Origin of the sequence: Secundilactobacillus similis DSM 23365 = JCM 2765 (assembly GCF_001311075.1) — a bacterium.
Taxonomy (GTDB): Bacteria; Bacillota; Bacilli; order Lactobacillales; family Lactobacillaceae; genus Secundilactobacillus; species Secundilactobacillus similis.
Window position 1 is genome coordinate 25551 of the sequence record NZ_BBAD01000004.1, and the last position, 19140, is coordinate 44690.

The 19140-nt window shown below is 47.2% G+C and carries 15 protein-coding genes, 2 pseudogenes and 2 riboswitches; of the genes and pseudogenes, 10 read left to right on the plus strand and 7 right to left on the minus strand.

Going from position 1 to position 19140, the window contains the following annotated elements; translation table 11 throughout:
• The first annotated feature begins 158 nt into the window (after positions 1–158).
• Complete coding sequence (locus JCM2765_RS01720) at positions 159–4334, plus strand: MucBP domain-containing protein (RefSeq protein WP_054732998.1); 4176 nt, start codon at positions 159–161, stop codon at positions 4332–4334.
• Positions 4335–4708: 374 nt separating this feature from the next.
• Here the strand turns inward: JCM2765_RS01720 and JCM2765_RS01725 are convergent, their stop codons facing one another.
• From JCM2765_RS01725 to thiS, 5 genes are read right to left on the minus strand one after another with little or no spacing between them, the layout of a single operon-like run.
• Positions 4709–5947, minus strand: a complete 1239-nt coding sequence (locus tag JCM2765_RS01725; RefSeq protein ID WP_054733000.1) for a dicarboxylate/amino acid:cation symporter — start codon at positions 5945–5947, stop codon at positions 4709–4711.
• A gap of 12 nt (positions 5948–5959) precedes the next feature.
• Positions 5960–7186 (minus strand): M20 family metallo-hydrolase, encoded by a 1227-nt coding sequence (locus JCM2765_RS01730; protein WP_054733001.1) that lies wholly within the window; start codon positions 7184–7186, stop codon positions 5960–5962.
• 5 nt (positions 7187–7191) lie between these two features.
• Positions 7192–7968, minus strand: coding sequence for a thiazole synthase (locus JCM2765_RS01735; RefSeq protein ID WP_054733002.1), 777 nt, complete (start codon positions 7966–7968; stop codon positions 7192–7194).
• Positions 7969–7979: 11 nt separating this feature from the next.
• Complete coding sequence (gene thiF / locus JCM2765_RS01740; protein ID WP_054733003.1) at positions 7980–8627, minus strand: sulfur carrier protein ThiS adenylyltransferase ThiF; 648 nt, start codon at positions 8625–8627, stop codon at positions 7980–7982.
• Between the two features lie 13 nt (positions 8628–8640).
• The gene (thiS, locus tag JCM2765_RS01745) at positions 8641–8841 is read right to left on the minus strand and encodes a sulfur carrier protein ThiS (protein WP_054733004.1); all 201 of its coding nucleotides are present in this window, start codon (positions 8839–8841) and stop codon (positions 8641–8643) included.
• A 145-nt stretch (positions 8842–8986) separates the two neighbouring features.
• Positions 8987–9078: riboswitch (TPP riboswitch) on the minus strand.
• Positions 9079–9396: 318 nt separating this feature from the next.
• Between thiS and thiE the strand changes: the two genes are divergently transcribed.
• From thiE to JCM2765_RS01760, 3 genes are all read left to right on the plus strand, one after another.
• Complete coding sequence (gene thiE, locus JCM2765_RS01750) at positions 9397–10029, plus strand: thiamine phosphate synthase (protein WP_054733006.1); 633 nt, start codon at positions 9397–9399, stop codon at positions 10027–10029.
• 11 nt (positions 10030–10040) lie between these two features.
• Positions 10041–10141: riboswitch (TPP riboswitch) on the plus strand.
• A 65-nt stretch (positions 10142–10206) separates the two neighbouring features.
• Positions 10207–11490 carry an acetylornithine deacetylase gene (locus JCM2765_RS01755; protein WP_054733010.1) on the plus strand — a complete coding sequence of 428 codons (1284 nt, stop codon included), beginning with the start codon at positions 10207–10209 and terminating at the stop codon, positions 11488–11490.
• A gap of 26 nt (positions 11491–11516) precedes the next feature.
• Positions 11517–12068: an ECF transporter S component gene (locus JCM2765_RS01760; RefSeq protein ID WP_054733013.1), complete on the plus strand. Its 552-nt coding sequence runs from the start codon at positions 11517–11519 to the stop codon at positions 12066–12068.
• Positions 12069–12229: 161 nt separating this feature from the next.
• On the opposite strand, the gene JCM2765_RS01765 is transcribed toward JCM2765_RS01760, so the two are convergent.
• Positions 12230–12991 carry a flavodoxin family protein gene (locus JCM2765_RS01765; RefSeq protein WP_054733016.1) on the minus strand — a complete coding sequence of 254 codons (762 nt, stop codon included), beginning with the start codon at positions 12989–12991 and terminating at the stop codon, positions 12230–12232.
• A gap of 386 nt (positions 12992–13377) precedes the next feature.
• On the opposite strand from JCM2765_RS01765, the pseudogene JCM2765_RS01770 reads away from it, so the two are divergent.
• The 5 genes and pseudogenes from JCM2765_RS01770 (at position 13378) to recO (ending at position 16970) form a co-directional block, all read left to right on the plus strand.
• A pseudogene (locus tag JCM2765_RS01770) lies at positions 13378–14345 on the plus strand (PhoH family protein).
• A gap of 32 nt (positions 14346–14377) precedes the next feature.
• Complete coding sequence (gene ybeY / locus JCM2765_RS01775; protein WP_054733018.1) at positions 14378–14863, plus strand: rRNA maturation RNase YbeY; 486 nt, start codon at positions 14378–14380, stop codon at positions 14861–14863.
• Positions 14847–15234 (plus strand): annotated as a pseudogene (locus JCM2765_RS01780) (diacylglycerol kinase family protein). Before ybeY ends, JCM2765_RS01780 begins: the two are co-directional and overlap by 17 nt.
• A gap of 18 nt (positions 15235–15252) precedes the next feature.
• Positions 15253–16158 (plus strand): GTPase Era, encoded by a 906-nt coding sequence (gene era, locus JCM2765_RS01785; protein WP_054733019.1) that lies wholly within the window; start codon positions 15253–15255, stop codon positions 16156–16158.
• Between the two features lie 14 nt (positions 16159–16172).
• Positions 16173–16970: a DNA repair protein RecO gene (gene recO, locus JCM2765_RS01790; protein ID WP_054733020.1), complete on the plus strand. Its 798-nt coding sequence runs from the start codon at positions 16173–16175 to the stop codon at positions 16968–16970.
• 58 nt (positions 16971–17028) lie between these two features.
• Here the strand turns inward: recO and JCM2765_RS16965 are convergent, their stop codons facing one another.
• Positions 17029–17205 carry a hypothetical protein gene (locus JCM2765_RS16965; protein WP_156301636.1) on the minus strand — a complete coding sequence of 59 codons (177 nt, stop codon included), beginning with the start codon at positions 17203–17205 and terminating at the stop codon, positions 17029–17031.
• A gap of 209 nt (positions 17206–17414) precedes the next feature.
• Here JCM2765_RS16965 and JCM2765_RS01795 point away from each other — a divergent pair, with 209 nt between their 5' ends.
• Entirely contained in the window at positions 17415–18833 is a 1419-nt protein-coding gene (locus JCM2765_RS01795) for an MFS transporter (protein WP_054733021.1), read from the plus strand.
• Positions 18834–19140: the final 307 nt, after the last annotated feature.

Consider the following 19140-nt stretch of genomic DNA (forward strand, 5'->3'; position numbering starts at 1 on the left):
TAACCATGTTTTAGAAAAACGTACCTGACTGCTGATGTGCTTTTTAAAAAGTAAGACGTCATTCAGCTTGAATGATGAAAAAAATGTTAAACTCTGGTTGTCTATAAGTGGCAATAGTTGGGATAATGTCAGCATGAGCGACTTTGGAGGGGATTGAGATGGAAACAAAGACGCATTTTAAAATGTATAAGGACGGTCGACGATGGGTTGTTGCGGGAATAACAACGATGGCAGTAGGACTGACAATTGGGTTAACACCAATGAAAATTGCGCACGCAGCTACTCCGGCGGAGACATCGGTGGGCATGATAACGAGTACAACGGCTTCAACTCAAGTGTCAACTTTAAGCGACGTACAACCAGATTCGGGATCGAGTGATGATTTGACACAGGCGACCCCAACGATACCAACAGAAGCGCAATCGGTAACCGTAGCACCAGAACAATCAGGGATAACGGTAGCGCCTAGTGATGAACAAATTGCCAATTCTGCAGAATTACCATCATTAGCTAATGATGATCAGACTCAATCGCAACCTGTACCGGTAACGATCAGCGATAATCGCGCGAAATCGGCAACTAACAACCCGGTCACGGCTGATTTGCTACGTGAGACCACCACGGCGCAACCTGTAGCCGCTGAAGCGCAAGCGCCAGTTGAAGCTCAAGCTGATGACGTCCAAAACGTAACGGCGACCGAGAATCTAGCTGACTCGCCATCAGCATCAACCACGTCAACTGAGTTAACGAACGTCGTTAAGGCAACTAATCTATTTAACGTCCCCAAGGTTGGTAATCTTCAGTGGAGTTTCAAAAACCCAAGTTTAAGTGAAGTCATCGGTCAAAATGCCTGGCAGGGGGCGGACTATGCGGCAGGTATTACGACAACTGCCAAGGGAATCGATCCGAAAACCGGTCAGTTGTATCTTGATGAATGGATGCCGGATGAAATCTTCCAGTATTTTCTTTACACCAACAACTACACGGACCAGTACGCGAGTTTTGCTACATTTCGTTCTCAATTTACCAAGGATGCGTTAGCACAAATGACGACGTTTGCCTCCTCTGAAGCGGCACAACACGTTGGTACCTATCAAAATTTAAGCAGCCTGACAAATTATACGGCGTTAATGAGTATGGGGTCATTAGAAGGCTTACAGTATGCGACGAATTTAACCTCAATTGACCTTCATCCATCGACTGATATTAGCCAAGAAGTTTTTGGCAATATCGCTCAGAATGGCAATCTTTGGGATATTTCAGCGCTAGCGACGTTGACGAAATTACAAACGGTGACCATTTCAACGTTTTCAATCACGGATATTTCGGCATTAGCGGATAAACCAGAATTGACGCGTGTTGACTTGATGTATAACCAAATTTCAGATATTTCGCCGCTAGCAACGGACGCTAAATTGAGTCCGAAGTCAACTTACTTAAGATTCCAACACCTTTTGCTAACGCCAATTACGCTGAGCACTGGCACGACGACTTACACAACGCCATCATTTATTGTTAAAAATCTCCAGGGTAATAACGTACCAGTTTTAGCATTTGATCCTAAATCAGACGAGTATCCAAGTTTGTTTCCAAGTACGGCAGACGGTGGCAACTTGGATGATGTGACACTCAGCTGGTCCAATATTTTGCCTGATACGACAACTAATTATGGTAGCTTTACCACAACTTGGTCCGATATGAGTGCTAATTTTGAAGGTTGGATCATTCAACCCTATACGCTGAAAGATGGTATTGGCAACGTTACGGTTAATTATCAGCTGTTACAAGCGGATGGTCAGCAGCTTTCGGTTTACCCGACATCGGTGTTAGCAGGAAATGTGGACGCGGCGTTTGATCTGAACACTGATGCAACGGTTGCTCAGGCGTTGCGGGTAATTATGGGTGATAAGGGATTGGATTTCTCCGGCGTTATCTTGACCGGTAGTGGTCAAAATAGTGACTATCTCGCCAATAACGGTCTAGCAGAACGGGTTGGCCTAACTGGCACTTATACGGCGGATGGGCAAACGCTCGCGATTTTATTCCTAAAAAGGTGGCAGGTACAGGCTAACTACGGCGTGCTTTCCGCGGATGGTGGTTCAGCATCCGCAATTATGAGCGACGATGGTCAACCGCTCCAGCAGACCATTAACGGTAACCTTTCAACGCCGATTGCGCTACGTGGGGTTAACGGCATTGTTGCCGATTTGCCTGGCTATATTTTTGCGGGGGTTGAGGTGAGTTCGGCAGGTAGCGGTTGGACGCCACTACCTGCCGATGCCAATCAAGTCCCGTTCATTGATGGCAATCAAAATGTCTTAGTGCTGTATCGAGTTGCCCAAACAGCAACGGTGAACTACATTGATGAAACTACCGGGCAACTGCTAAAAGCGGTAACGGCGACGGATGACCCAACGCTGATTGGACTTGCTGGGGCTACGAGTTTATATCGTAGTCAGGATCAGATTGCGGTGTATGAACAGCAGGGGTACCAACTCATTAGTGATGCGACGCAGGATGCTGACGGGCAATCGCTGATTGTTTTTGGGGATACTGGTCAACCGGTGACATACCAAGTTAAGTTGGCGCACACCTACCAAACGGAATCGGTTCAAACGGTGACTCGGACAATTAATTACGTGAATAAGAGTGGGCAAGTCATCGCCGCCCCCAAAACCCAATCGGTAACCTTTGTGACGGTGATTGATCAAACGACCCCATCGGCTTCGGGGACGAATTACTACTATTTGGGGGCGATGCAACAAGCGCCAACTTTAACGGCAACCGGTCAGCCAAGTGACACTAACTGGATTCAAGGCGATAGCGGAATGTTTACCAACGTTACTAACCCAACCATCCCGACCTATGAAGTCGTTGAAACGACGGCTGCTGATCAGAATTTAACGCAAATGATCGCAAAATCCGTAACAATACAAGACGGTAATTCTGTTGAAACGGTGACGTACAACTTCATCCAGGGCCAGGTCGGTGAAATTCCAGCAACAACGATTCTCACGATTATCCCCGTTGATCAAACTGGACAGAAACTGCAAGAACCAAGTGTTCAAAGCGGTTCGCAAAATACCGATTTTATGGTAACGGCACCTGAAATTGATGGTTATCGGTTAGTTGATCCGCAGCAAGCAATCGTAACGGGAACGTATCATGGTAACGCGATGACCTTAACCTTGATGTATGAACCGAAATCAATTGAAAAGATCACCGCGAATGTAACGCTAACAATCAATTACGTGGATCGCCTAGGCAATTCGATTGCGCCGGCAACAATTCAAAGCGGTAACCAAGGTGCCCCGTTTAGTATCGCAGTACCAACGATTGCAGGCTATCGACCAGTTGATCCACGGCAATCGGCGGTAACGGGGACGTATCATGGCAACGTGGTGACGCTGACGTTGATGTACGAACCCAAACCAATTGAAGAAGTCGCCTCAACCACAACGCTGACCATTAATTATGTCGATCGTTTAGGCAACCCAATCGCACCAACAACAATGCAAAATGGCGCCCAAGGTGCCCCATTTAGCATCGCAGTACCAGTAATTGCAGGTTATCGGCCAATCGATTCACAACAGTCGGCGGTAACCGGCACATACCACGGTAACGTAATGACGCTAACCTTGACGTACGAACGCCAACCAACAGAGACAGTGCCGACAACTGTTCAGGTGACGGTAATCTATGTTGATCAAAATGGCCAGTCAATTGCGATACCAACGCATGAGAGTGGTACTCAAGGGACGGCATTTACCATTACTGCCCCAACGATTACAGACTATCAATTGGTTGATCCGAACCAACAAACGGTGACCGGAACGTACCAGGGTAATCAAATGACGCTGACGTTGACATACCGACCGGAACAGGCAACGCCGGCCATTACACCACTAACGGATGCAGGTAGTCCAATTGTTAGCGAGACGGAAACGGATTCCCCGATGATTGAGGTGCCGGTAAGGACCACCCCAACTGATTCAGGTAGCTCAAAGTCGAGTTCACCTGAACTAACGGTAGCTCCGGCACCAGAGAAAACCATTAAAAATACGCCAATGGTGGGTCGAACAGCCACTCAACCGACATCAGGTGAGCAGCAGTCAGCCAAGCAACAACGCACGTTACCCGCTCAGTCAGGTACGGTGTCGACGACTAACCAGCTGATAAAATTACCGAGCGATACAAACCCAATCATCGAGACGAAGTTACCGCAAACTTCTGAACGCGCAACAACCAAGGGAACCTTTATTGGTGCTAGTTTATTAGCGATGCTGACCGGCTTTGGCTGGCAATTGAAGCTGCGGCGGAAGCGTGATCGTTAAATTCATGATAATTTAAGTCACCTATAATTAGGTGGGAAATAGGTAAGAAAAGGCCCTCAGTTGCGCGTGTGGTTGCGACTGGGGGCCTTTTTAAAGTTAATTATCAAACTAAAGGTAATGATGAAGGTGCATCAACTTAACGCTTCGAATCGTGGTAGTTATTGGGACGAATTTAAAATGGATCGACTAAGCATCGTTGAGTTCATTTGAGGTGGTAACATGGTTATAATTCACCGCTGTTGTGACAGTATACTGGCACGAAACGGGTTACCCCGCCAATTAATCGCTAGCAACAAAAAATCGGCTTTCCCACTCTCTCAATTAGAGCTTAGGAAAACCGGTCTTCTGGTAGTTGAAACAAATCGAAAAGTAACTTACTTATTCACAGCATGGTGCACAATCGTCTCATACACCGAATGATCTAATTCGTCTTCGTCACTCGCAATCGCAATCGCTGTCGTGGTATCACCAACAACATTGGCAACCGTTCGAAACATACCGGAGAACCAGTCAATTCCAGCAAGTAGCGCAATGCTGGCAGTTGGCAACCCCAGCGTTGGCACGATGATGGTTAACGCAACGAGTCCACCACCGGGAACGACAACGGTGCCGAGGCAAGCTAGGACGGAAAGGGCAACGATTTGCATTAGTCCCGTAACGGAGGTACCCACGCCGTACAGTTGGGTGAGCATCACGCAAACTAGAGCGAGGTACATTGCAAGGCCGTTACTATTAAGCGCCATGCCAAGTGGGAGCACCAGTTTATTAATGCGTTCACTGACACCGAGTCGCTCGTGCGCATCGGTCATTTCAATTGGTAGCGAAACGGCGGAGGAAGTGGTCGTCAAGGCAACCAGCATAATTCTGGAAAAACCGCGAATCAGACCAAATAACGGCACGTGGGCGTACCAACTGATGCCCAAGAAAAGCGCAGCGAGAAAGAGACCGGTGCTGACGCCGTAAATCGCTAGGAATTTGATCAGTGGCAAGATGACACGAAGTCCGTTGTCGGCAGTAACGCCGATCATCAATGCGCCGATCCCGATTGGGGCGGCTTTCATAACCAACATGACTAAGTTAACCGTTAACTGGTTAAGTTGTTTAACGAGGTTTAGCACACCATCAAACTGTTGGTGTTGATTGGCGTGGTTCAGGACAAGGCCGAAGAGAAGCGCAAAGACAATGACTTGAATCACATCGCCCTTGGCTAGGGCGCCAAAAATGTTATCTGGGAAAAAGTTCAAAATCGTGGTTGCCCAGTCACCGCTGGCGGTTTGGACAGCGCTTTTAGCATGAAGTTGACCAAGTTGAAGCCCACTTCCGGGACGGAAAAGGAGGCCCATGCCAAGCCCAATTGCCGCAGCAATCACAGTTGTTACGAAGAACCAAAGGGCGGTTTTACCGCCTAAGCGGGAAAGGGCTTTATGATCGAGGCTACCGATGGCTTCAATCACGGCGCCAAAAATTAGGAATACAACGGACATCTGAATCAAGCGTAGAAAGATATCCCCAATGATTTTTAAACTAGCGAGCTGATGGCCGCCGACGATACCAAGACCCATGCCGACGAGCATGCCTAATGTAATTTGGGTCGTTAAGTTTAAACGTTTGATAGTAACTGCCTCCTAGTATGCTTGAGCGTGTAAGCTCGCAGTGAGTAACTTGATGCCGGTTTGAAGGTCCGCAAATTCGGTCCGTTCTTCTGGCGCATGGCTAATGCCGTTGATACTTGGCACAAATAACATCGTGGTGGGAACAAACTGACTCATGATCATACTATCGTGACCCGCACCAGAGGCGAGTTGCATGCTGGTTAACCCAAGCTGATCAGCCAGCTTTTGATTGAGCTGGCAAAGGTCCTCAGCTAATTGAACGGGCCGGTCATGCACCCAACGATCAACAGTGATGGTTAAGGTATGATCTGGGCGATTAGTGGTTAAATGAGTGAGCTGCATTTCAAACTGGTCCAAAATCCCATCAATGGTATGACGACAGTCGATCGTAAAGGCGACCTGCCCGGGGATGACGTTGGCAGTGTTCGGTGAAACGTCAAACTGGCCGACCGTAAACGTAAGCGTTGGACTCAGCGTTTTCGCAATCTGGGCAAGTTCATGAATCAGATTAACGGCCACCTGAAGAGCGTCGTGTCGCTGATCCATTGGGGTCGTTCCTGCGTGATTAGCGGTACCAGACACCGTTACGGTAAATCGGCGTTGACCAACGATGCCAGTCACTAACCCAATCTGAGCTTGATGTTGGACGAGACGCGGTCCCTGTTCAATGTGCAGTTCAGTAAAACTAGCCGGTAGTGCTGGTCGTTCGTGGCGGATGCCAGGCAACGTCAGCAATTGTTGAACTGCGGTTTGTCGCGCATCATCAAAGTTGACGCCCGATGGATCCGTAATCGCGGTCGTTTCAGCTAAGCCGGTATAGTGCTTGGAACCACTGAAAGTTGCCGGAAATCGGCTGCCTTCTTCTTCGCTAAAGGAGATTAACCGAAGTGGTCGTTTGGGTTGCCCGTGAGTTTGTTGCAGGGTGGCAATCGCGTGAAGACCACCCAAAACACCGTAGAGACCATCGTAACGACCACCATTTGCCACTGTATCCATGTGAGAACCAGTCGCGATTGCAGGTGCATTCGTTTGACCCGGTAAGTCTAAGTAGACGGTCCCGTAATCGTCAACCCTTGCCTGCATCCCAATCGATTGGCCAAATTGAATCAACGCTTGTTGCGCTGCGACCCAGTTGGGGGTGTAGACCAGCCGGTTTTGCCCCGGTGTCGCGTCGGATAGGGCGTTGATTTGATCCATCTGATCGAGAAACGTCTGCCAATTAACCGTTAAAGGCGTCATCGTAACTAGGACTTCTTACTGAGGCCGGTCAGAGGTGAGGACGCAACGGCACCGTGTTCAATTACGCGGCCGGGTTCAGCTAAAAAGGCTTTTCGGCCGGCTTCAACGGCCAGCTTAAAGGCTTCAGCCATCAGTGGAATGTTACCGGCAGTTGCCATCGACGTATTGGCCATAATGGCATCGGCGCCCATTTCCATGGCTTCAGCAGCTTGGCTTGGGCGACCGATTCCGGCATCGATGATGATTGGTACGTCGATTTCATCGATTAAAATCTGAATAAGGTCCTTGGTTGCTAGACCTTTGTTAGTCCCGATTGGGGCAGCTAACGGCATAACTGTTGCGGCCCCAGCATCGACTAAGCGCTTTGCAACGTTTAAATCTGGCAGAACGTAAGGCATCACGATAAAGCCTTCTTTAGCGAGAACTTCGGTTGCCTTAACCGTTTCATCGTTATCGGGCATCAGGTATTTTTTATCCGGTACCACTTCCAATTTGATAAAGTTGCTGCCACTGAGTTCGCGGGCTAACCGGGCGGTCCGGATGGCTTCTTCAGCGTTGGTCGAACCAGACGTGTTGGGCAAGATCGTAATGCCTTCAGGAATGTAGTTGAGGATGTTTTCTTCGGCCGTGTTGGTCCGACGAAGCGCCATGGTAATGATTTGCGCGTTGGCGTTTTTGATTGCTGAATCAATGAGTTCGTACGAATATTTACCAGATCCCAGAATAAAGCGTGAGGTAAAGGTGTGACCCGCAATGGTAAGTACATCAGTTTCAGTTGTCATGTGAATGACTCCTAGATAGTTGAGTGACCTAAAATCAATCGGGTAATCATGTTAGCTTCGTGACCGGCGGCAATCATAACCCGTGGCGCCATTAAGCCTTCAGCACCGGTTGATGTGTTATCGCCAGCGATGTAGACGTTTGGACGAACCTGTTTGGTAGTGATGCTGTTCGAACTATGAACCCCAGCCATCCCAGTTGCCATCACGATTGGCTTATGTGGGAAGAACTCACTGGCCGCATCCAGCAACATCGCTTTAGCGGCGGGGTTATCAAATGCCTCGCAGATGATGTCGCAATCGGCAAATAAATCGGCCACGTTGTCGTGAGTAATCTCAACGATGGCGGTATCAATCGTCACGAAAGGGTTAAATTCCTGCAGGTTTTGCTTGAGTGCCGTCACTTTATCCATGCCAACTTGACTTAACTTGTACTGTTGGCGATTGAGGTTACTGAGTTCGACGGCATCAAAATCAATTAACGTGAGGTGGCCGACGCCGATTCGAGCAAGCGCAATGGCAATGTTAGAACCTAGACCGCCAGCGCCAGCGATAGTCACGTGTGCCGCGCTAAGCTTTTCGGTTGAGTCGGCCACGTTGCGGGCCTTCATACCGGTATAAACGTCGTTAATGTCGAGTCCCTGAAGTTGTGGTTGTGTCATGTAATGGGGCCTCCTAACGACCGCCGCCGACAAACGAGATCAATTCTAGTTTGTCGTCCGGTTGGATCTGAGTGGTTTCAAATTGTGGTCGGTGTAAAATCTCACCGTTTAATTCCACCACGATGTTGTCAACTGGTGCTTGTCGACCAGTTAAGAATGCGAAGACGGTTTGACCAGCTGCTTGTTGCGCTGGTTCGCCATTGACCATAACCATAAAAAAAGCCCCTTTCTTTAGTAGTTTGGCTACCGAGAAAGGGGTGCGGTCAACTTGATGGGTGCGTCAGTCACACCCTCCGTCAACTAAAAAAGCCCTTCCAAGTTGACGGAGGAAGGACTTCGGGCGGGTATAAGTGCCGCCATCAAATTTAAGTCAGTCTTCCTTCGGTAGTACAAACTACATCAGGTTCGATGGGTATCATCTCAGCCGTTACCGGCACCCCAGACGAACTATTCCATTTTTTGAGAATTGTGAGTCGCGTTGGACTCAATACGTTATTTATAAGCAATTTCTTGGCGATTGTCAAGCAGTCCGAACAATTCGGTACAAAATAATTGGTTCGTTAAGTAATTTAGGCTGATTACCGATTGGATGCGCAAACATCAGGAAAAACTAACCGAAAAATAAAAAAATCAGTCTAGAATCACCGGTAGTTCAAGCGAAATGATAATTGTGCTTGAGTAATGGTACTGTACAACCCGATTTGAATCAGGTAAACTAACCGTGATTTAAGCTAAAATTGGCTTAGACCAGTTTAAGGAGGCGAATAAGATGGCGATTAAACGGCCATTGTACTTAGTGACGGACCGGTTGGACTTGACCAATGACGCATTTTTAGCGCGAATCAAAGCGGCGTGTCAAGGTGGTGTTGATCTTGTTCAGTTACGCGAAAAGACGCTGTCAAGTCGTGATTATTACGAGTTGGCACAGCAGGTGAAGACCATTACCGATCAGTTCAAGGTGCCGCTATTGATCGATGATCGACTTGATATTGCATTAGCGGTGCAGGCAGCCGGGGTGCATTTAGGTCAAAAAGATCTGCCTGTCGCAGTTGCTCGGCAGTTGTTGGGGCCGGATGTTATTATCGGGGCAACGACCAAGACGTTGGCGCAGGCTCAAACAGCGGTAAGCGAAGGGGCAGATTACTTGGGGGTTGGCGCAATTTTCCCAACTACGACCCACGTTGAGACCGTTCAAACCAGCGTTGAGACGTTGACGGCCATTAAACAGGCGGTGCCGATTCCGGTATACGCGATTGGTGGGTTGAATGCAACGAACGTTGACGCGGTCAAACCGGCGGCGGTCGATGGTGTCGCAGTGGTTTCCGCTATTATGAAGACGGATGACCCATTCAGTGCAACACAGCAGTTACGGCAACGGGTGATTGACGTTACCAAAAAATAAACATCACAATTAAAAAAAGCTAGGGGTGCTTGAAATGAGCTGAGATGGCAATGCCAGACCCTTTGAACCTGATAGAGTTAGGACTCGCGGAGGAAAGCTGATCACACGCACGTTGACTAACTCTTGAAGACCCTTCAGGAGCTTTTTTTATTGGTCAAACGAAAGGAAGCGTGTTGGATGGTAGCAACGCAAACGGTAAAAGATACGCTTATGGCGGCAATTGATGCCCAACAAGCGGAGTTGGTCGCACAGTTAAAAACGTTAGTGGCGTTTAAAACGGTTTCCCCACCAGCGAGAAATACCACACCGTTACAGACGCAATTAGCTCAGCAGTTAACTGAATTAGGATTTCAGGTCAAGCAACAGGCATTTCAGACAACGGATCAATTGGTGTCAGCAACGTTGCCGGGAAACAATGACCAGCAAGGGCATAGTTTATTACTCAATGGCCACGTGGATGTGGCAACGGTGACGGATGCGGATCGGTGGCAAACAGATCCGTTTGAGCTGGTGCAACAAGGTGATCGATTAGTGGGGCGTGGCTCAAGTGACATGAAGGGTGCCATGGCGTGCTACTTATATTTGTTCAAGCTACTTAAACAGCTGGAGATACCATTGGCCGGCGATTTGAAATTTCAGTCGGTCGTGGGTGAAGAGGCCGGCGAAGCCGGAACGAAGACGCTATTAGAACAGGGCGAACGAGCCGATTTTGCGATTGTGGGCGATACCAGTAACCTGAAGTTTCAGGGTCAGGGTGGTGTGATCACTGGTTGGATCACGTTGCGCAGTCCACACACCTACCATGATGGCAATCGGGTCAACATGCTTCGAGCCGGTGGTGGGTTGAAAGCAGCCAGTATGGTTGAGAAAATGCCTGTTGTAATCACGGCGCTTCAAAAGCTGGAACACTATTGGGCGGTCACGAAACAGTATCCGGGGTTTCCTGCTGGCACGGATACGATCAACCCAGCGTACATCGAAGGTGGCATTCACCCAGCCTTTGTGGCCAATGAATGTCGGTTGTGGATTACCGTCCACTACTATCCAAACGAAACGGCAACGCAAATCACAAAAGAAATTGAAACGCAGGTGATTGCAGCGACACAAGCGGATCCGTGGTTAAAGGAGTGTCCACCCATTTTTAGCTGGGGTGGCGATTCGATGCTGGTGGATAAGGGAGAAGTTTTCCCACCGTTGACCATTGACGAAACGTCGGCTGCAATTCAACAATTACGGCAAGCACACGAGGCTGAACTCGGACAGCAACCCGAGACCGAAATGTCGACGTCAGTAACAGATGGGGGCTGGTTCGAGGCGTATGACATCCCGGCGGTCACTTACGGGCCAGGCGAGATGTTGATGGCACATAGTGATAATGAATCAGTGTCGTTAAACCAGTTAATTGCATATACCAAAATCATTGCGAACTTTGTTTTAGATTGGTGTCAAATTGTCGACTAATCAACTTACGAAAGGGTGTTTTCCAAGTGAAAAAACAATTCCATCTTCAAGATATTATCCTGATTGCGATGATCGCCATTATTTTTGGGGCCATTTTTGTCGGTACGGATTACCTGTACAACGTTTTGTTCGTGGCGGTTGGTCCGTTTGCAAACGAAATTCTTTTTGGCCTTTGGATCATGGCGGGACCACTGGCGATTTACTTGACGCGGATTCCGGGTTCAGCCATCGTTGGGGAAGTGCTTGGCGCGGCCGCCGAGGTCATTTTTGGGGGTACTTTTGGTATTTCAGCATTACTATCAGGTATCGTTCAAGGCGTCGGGAGTGAATTAGGATTTACGGTTTACCGGTATCGACGCTGGGACTGGGTCAGTTTGTTAACGTCTTCGGTGACCACGACGATTGTTGCGTTTGGCTATGAACTATTCCGGTTAGGGTACGTGCACTATTCACTTGGCATGATTGCGGCGTTATTTGCCGTTCGATTGGTGTCGGTGATCTTCTTCGGTACCATTATGGTTCGGAGCATCTTCGGATTACTCGACCGGGCGCATGCGTTACGACATGTTCACTCGTAATGCTGGTTAATTAGTTATTGTATACAACAAATGACCTTAAAAATCATTGATTGGCGTTGAACTAATCGATAACGTTTAAGGTCATTTTGTTTGTGTCGAAAATGCCGAATCGAGCGGTTGGTTACGGATGACACTGAATTAATAACTGCTGTATACAAGAATCAATGACGGCGGTGCTTAACGACAGTGAAAAAGTGCAATATCATCGCTAATAAACCATAGAAAATGATCACAAAGCTGCCGTAAATCAGCCAAAAATTGGTTGTGGTAATGACGTGAAATAACAGTTGAAGCCCCATCGTGATTAAGGCCATGATGGCAACCATGAGAAATAATTGCAGGTAGCGGCGCATCGTTTGATCATCTCGTTTCGTTTTAGTGGCTAAGCGTTGGCCCCAATCGGTGCATTCCTGAAGCTTAGCGGGTGGAACGGTTGTCATGTGCTGCGTATTGGTTAAGACGATTTCATGAATTTTGATTAACCCGGCCGTCGTCATGATTTTGTCGAGCGTTCGAAAAGTTGGATCGGTCACGCCGGTCAATAAGTTCGTTGGGGTGTTGGCGTAACAACTGGTAATGCTGAGGTAGTGTTTATGTTCAAATCGATCAGGATGCGGATCACCACGAGTGTCGAACCGAACCAGTCGTCCTCGGAGACAGTCCAAGCAATTTTTCATACTGCCAGCTAAACCGCCCCAATAAGTAGGTGCGGCCAGAACCCAGACGTCACTGGCAAGTAATTTGTCGATTAATTCATCCAGCACTGGATCTGGTCGGTGTAGTTGGTCAGGATGAAACGGATAGTCGTCGAGAAAAATGGTTTCGGTGGTATGCGGTGCCGGTACCGCTGCTAAAACGGTTTTTAGCAACTCGGCCGTTAAGCCATCGCGTTGATGACTCGCAAGAATGCCTAAAACTTTCACGTGATCGCCTCCTTATTAGCAATATGATACCGCATTCATTATTGAAACAGTAGCATTAAGTCGCACGATTTTTAGACGTCGATGACGAAGTGTATTTTTTGACGAGCAATCGAATTTTAATTTAGGTTGAAAAGTATTATTGTAATATGCAAATTAGTGATTAATCACGATTCTATCATGATGACCTGTCGTTAGCAGTTGAACCGTCAAAGTAACTGCATAGGCAATTAAATGGCTGCTGAATCATTATCGATGCTGTCTCAAGTTGATTGTCACTTACAACTATCAAGTCAGTTTCAGTGTCGCCGTAACAAGAGCAAGCTTTTTCCGAAAGCTTGTCGTATAATATACTAGAGACTATTCTAAAGTAAAGGAGTCAATTATATTTGGCTGACACGACACAAACCGAAAAAGAATTTATTTTAGAGAACCCAGAACAAGAAGTTCAGATTTTAGGGGCTCAAGATCAGTTTATTGCCATCTTGGAAGAAGGCTTAAGCGTGACGATTCGTCCGTTTGGCAATTCGATTAAAGTTGCAGGCGAACCGTTCCAAGTTCAAAAAGCGATGGCGATTCTCAAAAAGATGACGCAACTGGTTCAACAAGGCATTCAGTTGAACAGTACTGACGTGGTCAGTGCGATGAAGATGGCTGATCGAGGGACGTTGGACTATTTCTTGGATCTATACACTGAGATTTTGATCAAAGACGCTAAGGGGCGAGCTGTTCGGGTTAAGAACTATGGTCAACGCCAGTACGTCAATGCAATCAAGCATAATGACGTTACCTTCGGGGTTGGGCCTGCCGGGACTGGTAAAACCTATCTGCCGTGGTAATGGCGATTGCTTCCTTGAAGCGCGGCGACGTTGAAAAAATTATTTTGACGCGGCCAGCCGTTGAAGCCGGTGAAAGTCTCGGGTTCTTACCTGGTGACTTGAAAGATAAGGTTGATCCTTACCTGCGGCCAATTTACGATGCGTTATATGCGATTTTAGGCGCTGAGCACACGAACCGATTAATGGAGCGTGGTGTGATTGAAATTGCACCGTTGGCTTACATGCGTGGGCGGACGCTGGATGGCGCTTTCGTCATCTTGGATGAGGCCCAAAACACCACTAACGCCCAAATGAAGATGTTCCTGACACGGTTAGGCTTTGGTTCTAAGATGATCGTTAACGGTGACGTGACTCAAATCGACTTGCCAAGCAATAGTCGTAGCGGCTTGGTTCAAGCTATGGGCATTTTGAAAGATGTTAATCACATTGAGTTTGTTCAGTTTACGGCTGACGATGTGGTTCGGCACCCAGTGGTTGCGGCCATCATTAACGCCTACGAAGGCACTGAAAAACACTAATTAACAAATTAAAAGAAACGAGTGCGGAAAACATGGATTTAGAGATTTACGATGAAACGAAGAACGGGGTTCCCGAAGAACACGTTAAGTTGGTTCAAAAAGTGTTGGACTATGCGGGTCAGTACATTAAGTTGAAGGAAAACACCGAAATGTCTGTCACCTTCGTGAACAATGACCGGATCCAAGAAATCAATAAGGAATACCGGGGCGTTGATCGGGCAACCGACGTCATCAGTTTTGCGATTGAAGACAGTGCGGCTGACGATGATTTTCCAATCGTTATGGACGATGAACTGGCAGCAGAGATTCCCGAAAACATCGGTGATATTTTCGTTTCCGTTGATAAAGTTGGCGAACAAGCCGAATATCTGGAACACTCTTACGAACGCGAACTGGGTTTCTTGGTTGTTCACGGATTCTTGCATCTGAACGGTTACGATCACATGGAACCAGAAGATGAAAAAGTCATGTTCAAACTGCAACGGGATATTTTAGACGACTATGGGCTTACACGATAAACAACTGAATAAGAATAAGTCGTTTCTACAGTCCTTTAGTCATGCGATGACGGGTCTATAGTTTAGTGGCGACTGAGCGCAACTTTCGCAAGCACATTGTGATGGCGATTTTAGCGCTTGGACTGGGCACTTGGCTTCAGTTATCGATCAATGAATGGTTATGGGTGACCCTCGCCATTTTTGTGGTGGTGGTTGCTGAAGTGCTTAATACGGTGGTTGAGGCCATCGTTGACTTATTAGTTGGTCACCACTACGACGCAGAAGCCAAGAAGGCAAAGGACGTCGCAGCTGGTGGGGTCTTGATCGCGGCCTTTTTTGCGGTCGTGATTGGCTGTCTCGTCTTCATTCCGGAGTTATTACAGGTTTTTTAAACTAGGAGGAACAAACAAGTGGATAATCCAAATTATCGATCAGGGTTCGTTGCCATTGTTGGCCGCCCAAATGTTGGTAAATCAACGCTTTTAAACCGAGTGGTTGGTCAAAAAGTGGCTATCATGTCCGATAAGGCCCAAACAACCCGAAACAAGATTCAAGGCATTTACACAACCAATGACGCGCAAATCGTGTTCATTGACACGCCTGGGATCCATAAACCTAAGAGTCAATTAGGGGATTTTATGGTGAAATCGGCCTTGTCATCACTGAACGAAGTTGACGCTGTTTTGATGATGGTGAATGCGGAACAAAAGCGTGGCGCCGGTGATAACTTTATCATCGATCGCTTGAAGAGCGTTAAGAAGCCGGTTTATTTGATCATCAACAAGATCGATCAAGTTCACCCAGACGATTTATTGACGGTCATCGATCAATACAAAGAAGCATTGCCTTGGCAAGAAGTGATTCCAATTTCGGCGTTGGAAGGCAATAACGTTGAAGAATTGCTGCAAGAAATCGTGGAAAAACTGCCAAATGGGCCGCAATACTATCCAGAAGATCAAGTGACCGATCACCCAGAACGGTTCGTGGTTTCTGAACTGATTCGGGAAAAAATCTTGCAGTTGACCCGTCAAGAAATTCCGCACTCAGTTGCGGTGGTCATTGATACGATGAAACGCCAAAACGAAGAAAAAATTCACATCCAAGCAACCATTATCGTTGAACGCCCAACTCAAAAGGGAATTTTAATTGGTAAAGGCGGCTCGATGTTGAAGAAAATCGGGACGTTGGCCCGCCAAGATATCGAACATCTCTTGGGTGATAAGGTTTTCTTGGAACTTTGGGTCAAAGTAGTACCAGGTTGGAAGGATAAAGCTTCCGCTCTGCAATCCTATGGTTATCGGAAGGATGACTATTAGAATCAGGTGATATAATGGCGAGCCGAATCATGACATTTAACGGTCTGGTGATGTACCAAAAGGACTTTCGGGAACGCGATATGCTGGTCAAGTTTTTCACTCGTGAAGCCGGTAAACGAATGTTTTATATTCGTGGGGCTAAGAAGCGTGGGTTTAAAATGACCGCCGACCTATTACCGTTTACGTACGGTCAATACGTTGGTGATATCCGGGAACCGGGGCTGTCGTACATTAACGCGGCCAAGGAAACGGCTCATTTTCAAACAATCAGCCAAGATATCGTTAAAAATGCGCATGCCACTTACATGATGTCGCTGCTGGATGTCGCAATTCCGGATAACGAGTTGTTAGGTGGGTGGTATCAACGACTTTGGTCGGGCTTATCACTGATCGATAACGGTCTGGATGAGGCCATCATCACCAACATCTTTGAGGTGCAATTGATGGGCTTGTTCGGGGTGGAACCGAACCTGCGGCAGTGTGTGATCTGTGGCCGAACTGATTTGCCATTTGATTATTCGGAGTCGTATGGTGGTTTGTTGTGTCAAGCACACTGGCATTTGGACCCTCACCGTTTGAGGCTGGATCAGCGTACCATTTATTATCTGCGTCAGTTTTCGGCAATTGATTTGACGAAACTGGGGACAATCAGTGTGCGGGAAGATACCAAAAAGAATCTTCGCCGGGCACTGGATGTGATTTACGCTGATACAATTGGCGTTTATCCTCGTAGTAAGCGGTTTTTGGACCAGATGAATCAGTGGGATGATGGGTTGAAACCGTTAAGTGATCCGAAAAAAGATCAACAATAACGACAAAATGAGCGGGTTCCTAATTCTGCAAATGAACTAGGAACCCGCTCGTTTTTTGTTACTTACGACTACTCTTCTTTAAAATGATTTCACGATCACCAATCCCTAAAGCCCGGTTGATTTGGTCGATTTTTTCTTCAGGGTTATCGGGTGCTTGATAGTCATGAAGTAGGTGGTTCATGATTTGGTTCATCCGTTGGACGTCTTTGCCCAATTTACGTTCGCTTTCGTTCATTACGGCAGCCTCCCTAGTTAAGTGTTCTTAGTTATAGGATACAACAATCTGGGCGGTTTTCAACTGCGAATTGAAGCGGTTTCAAAACAAACTCGGGAAATGAAGGCCAGTTAAGCAGTGTCAACAATTGGCTAGGGCATCATATCAGTATTTTAAAACCAATTAAGCTATAATCCCTCATACAGGTCAAGGCTTAGGGGGAAATCAACATGACAACAACGGGGGAAAATTCAAAACGCTGGTGGATTTTAATTTCAATTGGATTATTTGCTTTTATGTCGAACCTCGACGCTAGTATCGTCAACATCGCCATGCCGATCATGGCCAAGCAGTTGGCGGTGTCGATGGCACAAATTGAGTGGGTCGTTTCGGGATACTTGATCGTCGTCAGCGCACTATTGCTCTTTTTCGGTAAATTAGGGGACCTTTACGGTAAAATTCGGGTGTTTCGACTGGGCACAGTCGTGTTTATTTTAGGCTCATTTCTCTCGGACTGGCAGTGGACGTTTTCATTTCTGTTAGTCGGTCGGGTCATTCAAGGTATCGGTGCGGCGATGACGTTGTCAAATACATACGGCATCACAACGGCAACCTTCTCCGTTAACGAGCGTGGGCGGGCGATGGGCTTGATTGGTACCTTCGTGGCCTTTGGTGCGGTCGCCGGACCGGGCATTGGTGGCTTGGTTTTATCACAGTTAAGTTGGGGGTACATTTTCTGGATCAACGTGCCGATTGGCATCTTAGCAGTTTTACTCGGACAGCTAGTATTGCCTAAATCAGAGGTGGCTGCTACCGACAAACAAATTGATTGGCGAGGCTTTGTGGCGTTTACTGCACTAATCACTAGTTTTTTCTTAGCAATTCTGATTGGCCAAGAGGTGGGCTATCTTAAGCCGGTGCCGGGGCTCTTGATGATGGTTGCTGTCATCTCGGCCATTATGTTTATTCGCACTGAGCGCCGAGTGGCCGCACCGTTGATGCCACTGAGTATTTTTAAAATTAAGCCGTTTTCTTACGGCGTGGGCGCGGCAACGTTAATTTTTATGTCCAACTTTTTTACGGTGGTGCTGATGCCGTTTTATTTAGAAGATGTGCGTGGCTTTAGCGCTGGCAAGGCTGGGTTACTGCTGGTGATTTTTCCAATCGTGATGATGATCATTGGTCCCATTGGCGGGGTGTTAGCGGATCACTTTAACCCAGCTAAAATTGTGACGATTGGGTTATCGTTAGTTGCGTTGTCTCAGTTAGGCGTGTTCTTTTTAGGATTAACCAGTTCAATGTGGCTTTACGTTGGGATTACCGTGGTCATGGCAATTGGGACCGGGCTGTTTCAATCGCCCAACAGCGACATTGTGATGTCGGTGGTCGCTAAGGACCAGTTGGGGAGTGCTGGTAGTATCAACGCCTTAGCCCGAAATATTGGCATGGTTTCCGGGACCGCTTTGGCGACTAGTGTCTTATTTGCGGTGATGAGCGTTGTTGCAGGAACTAAAGTAACAACGTATGTGGCAACGCAACCGGGCTGGTTTGTGACGGGGATGCACGTGGCGTTTATCGTTTCATTTGGGTTGATTGTTGGGGCGTTGGGGTTGTCGCTGAGGCAAGGCGAGTTATCGTTGGGAAAGTAAGCGTGCTGCTCGGAATGGTGACTTTTATGATGCTATAATGACGTTGCGGAATATTATATAAATGTTGTCCAGCCATGTGCATACCGAGCATATGGCTTTTTTACTGGAAAATATTAGTAATTAATACCAAAATAAGTTTTAAATGTGAACACTTGCTAATTGTTGAAAAGGTAAGTATTTTCTCAAATTTAGGGTGTACATTATTAGATAATTGTGTAAAAATATGGGTAAGTAAGGCGATAGAATACTTGATATTGGGGTAGGAGCTGATGTCAGTATTGGACGGAAATGGGGGCCCTAACAACTA

What these genes read in the sequence shown, in the direction of transcription:
- JCM2765_RS01720 (WP_054732998.1), top strand. Translation starts at nt 159, where the DNA reads ATGGAAACAAAGACGCATTTTAAAATGTATAAGGACGGTCGACGATGG.
- JCM2765_RS01730 (WP_054733001.1), bottom strand. Translation starts at nt 7,186, where the DNA reads ATGACGCCTTTAACGGTTAATTGGCAGACGTTTCTCGATCAGATGGAT.
- JCM2765_RS01735 (WP_054733002.1), bottom strand. Translation starts at nt 7,968, where the DNA reads ATGACAACTGAAACTGATGTACTTACCATTGCGGGTCACACCTTTACC.
- thiF (WP_054733003.1), bottom strand. Translation starts at nt 8,627, where the DNA reads ATGACACAACCACAACTTCAGGGACTCGACATTAACGACGTTTATACC.
- thiS (WP_054733004.1), bottom strand. Translation starts at nt 8,841, where the DNA reads ATGGTTATGGTCAATGGCGAACCAGCGCAACAAGCAGCTGGTCAAACC.
- thiE (WP_054733006.1), top strand. Translation starts at nt 9,397, where the DNA reads ATGGCGATTAAACGGCCATTGTACTTAGTGACGGACCGGTTGGACTTG.
- JCM2765_RS01755 (WP_054733010.1), top strand. Translation starts at nt 10,207, where the DNA reads ATGGTAGCAACGCAAACGGTAAAAGATACGCTTATGGCGGCAATTGAT.
- ybeY (WP_054733018.1), top strand. Translation starts at nt 14,378, where the DNA reads ATGGATTTAGAGATTTACGATGAAACGAAGAACGGGGTTCCCGAAGAA.
- recO (WP_054733020.1), top strand. Translation starts at nt 16,173, where the DNA reads ATGGCGAGCCGAATCATGACATTTAACGGTCTGGTGATGTACCAAAAG.
- JCM2765_RS16965 (WP_156301636.1), bottom strand. Translation starts at nt 17,205, where the DNA reads ATGAACGAAAGCGAACGTAAATTGGGCAAAGACGTCCAACGGATGAAC.
- JCM2765_RS01795 (WP_054733021.1), top strand. Translation starts at nt 17,415, where the DNA reads ATGACAACAACGGGGGAAAATTCAAAACGCTGGTGGATTTTAATTTCA.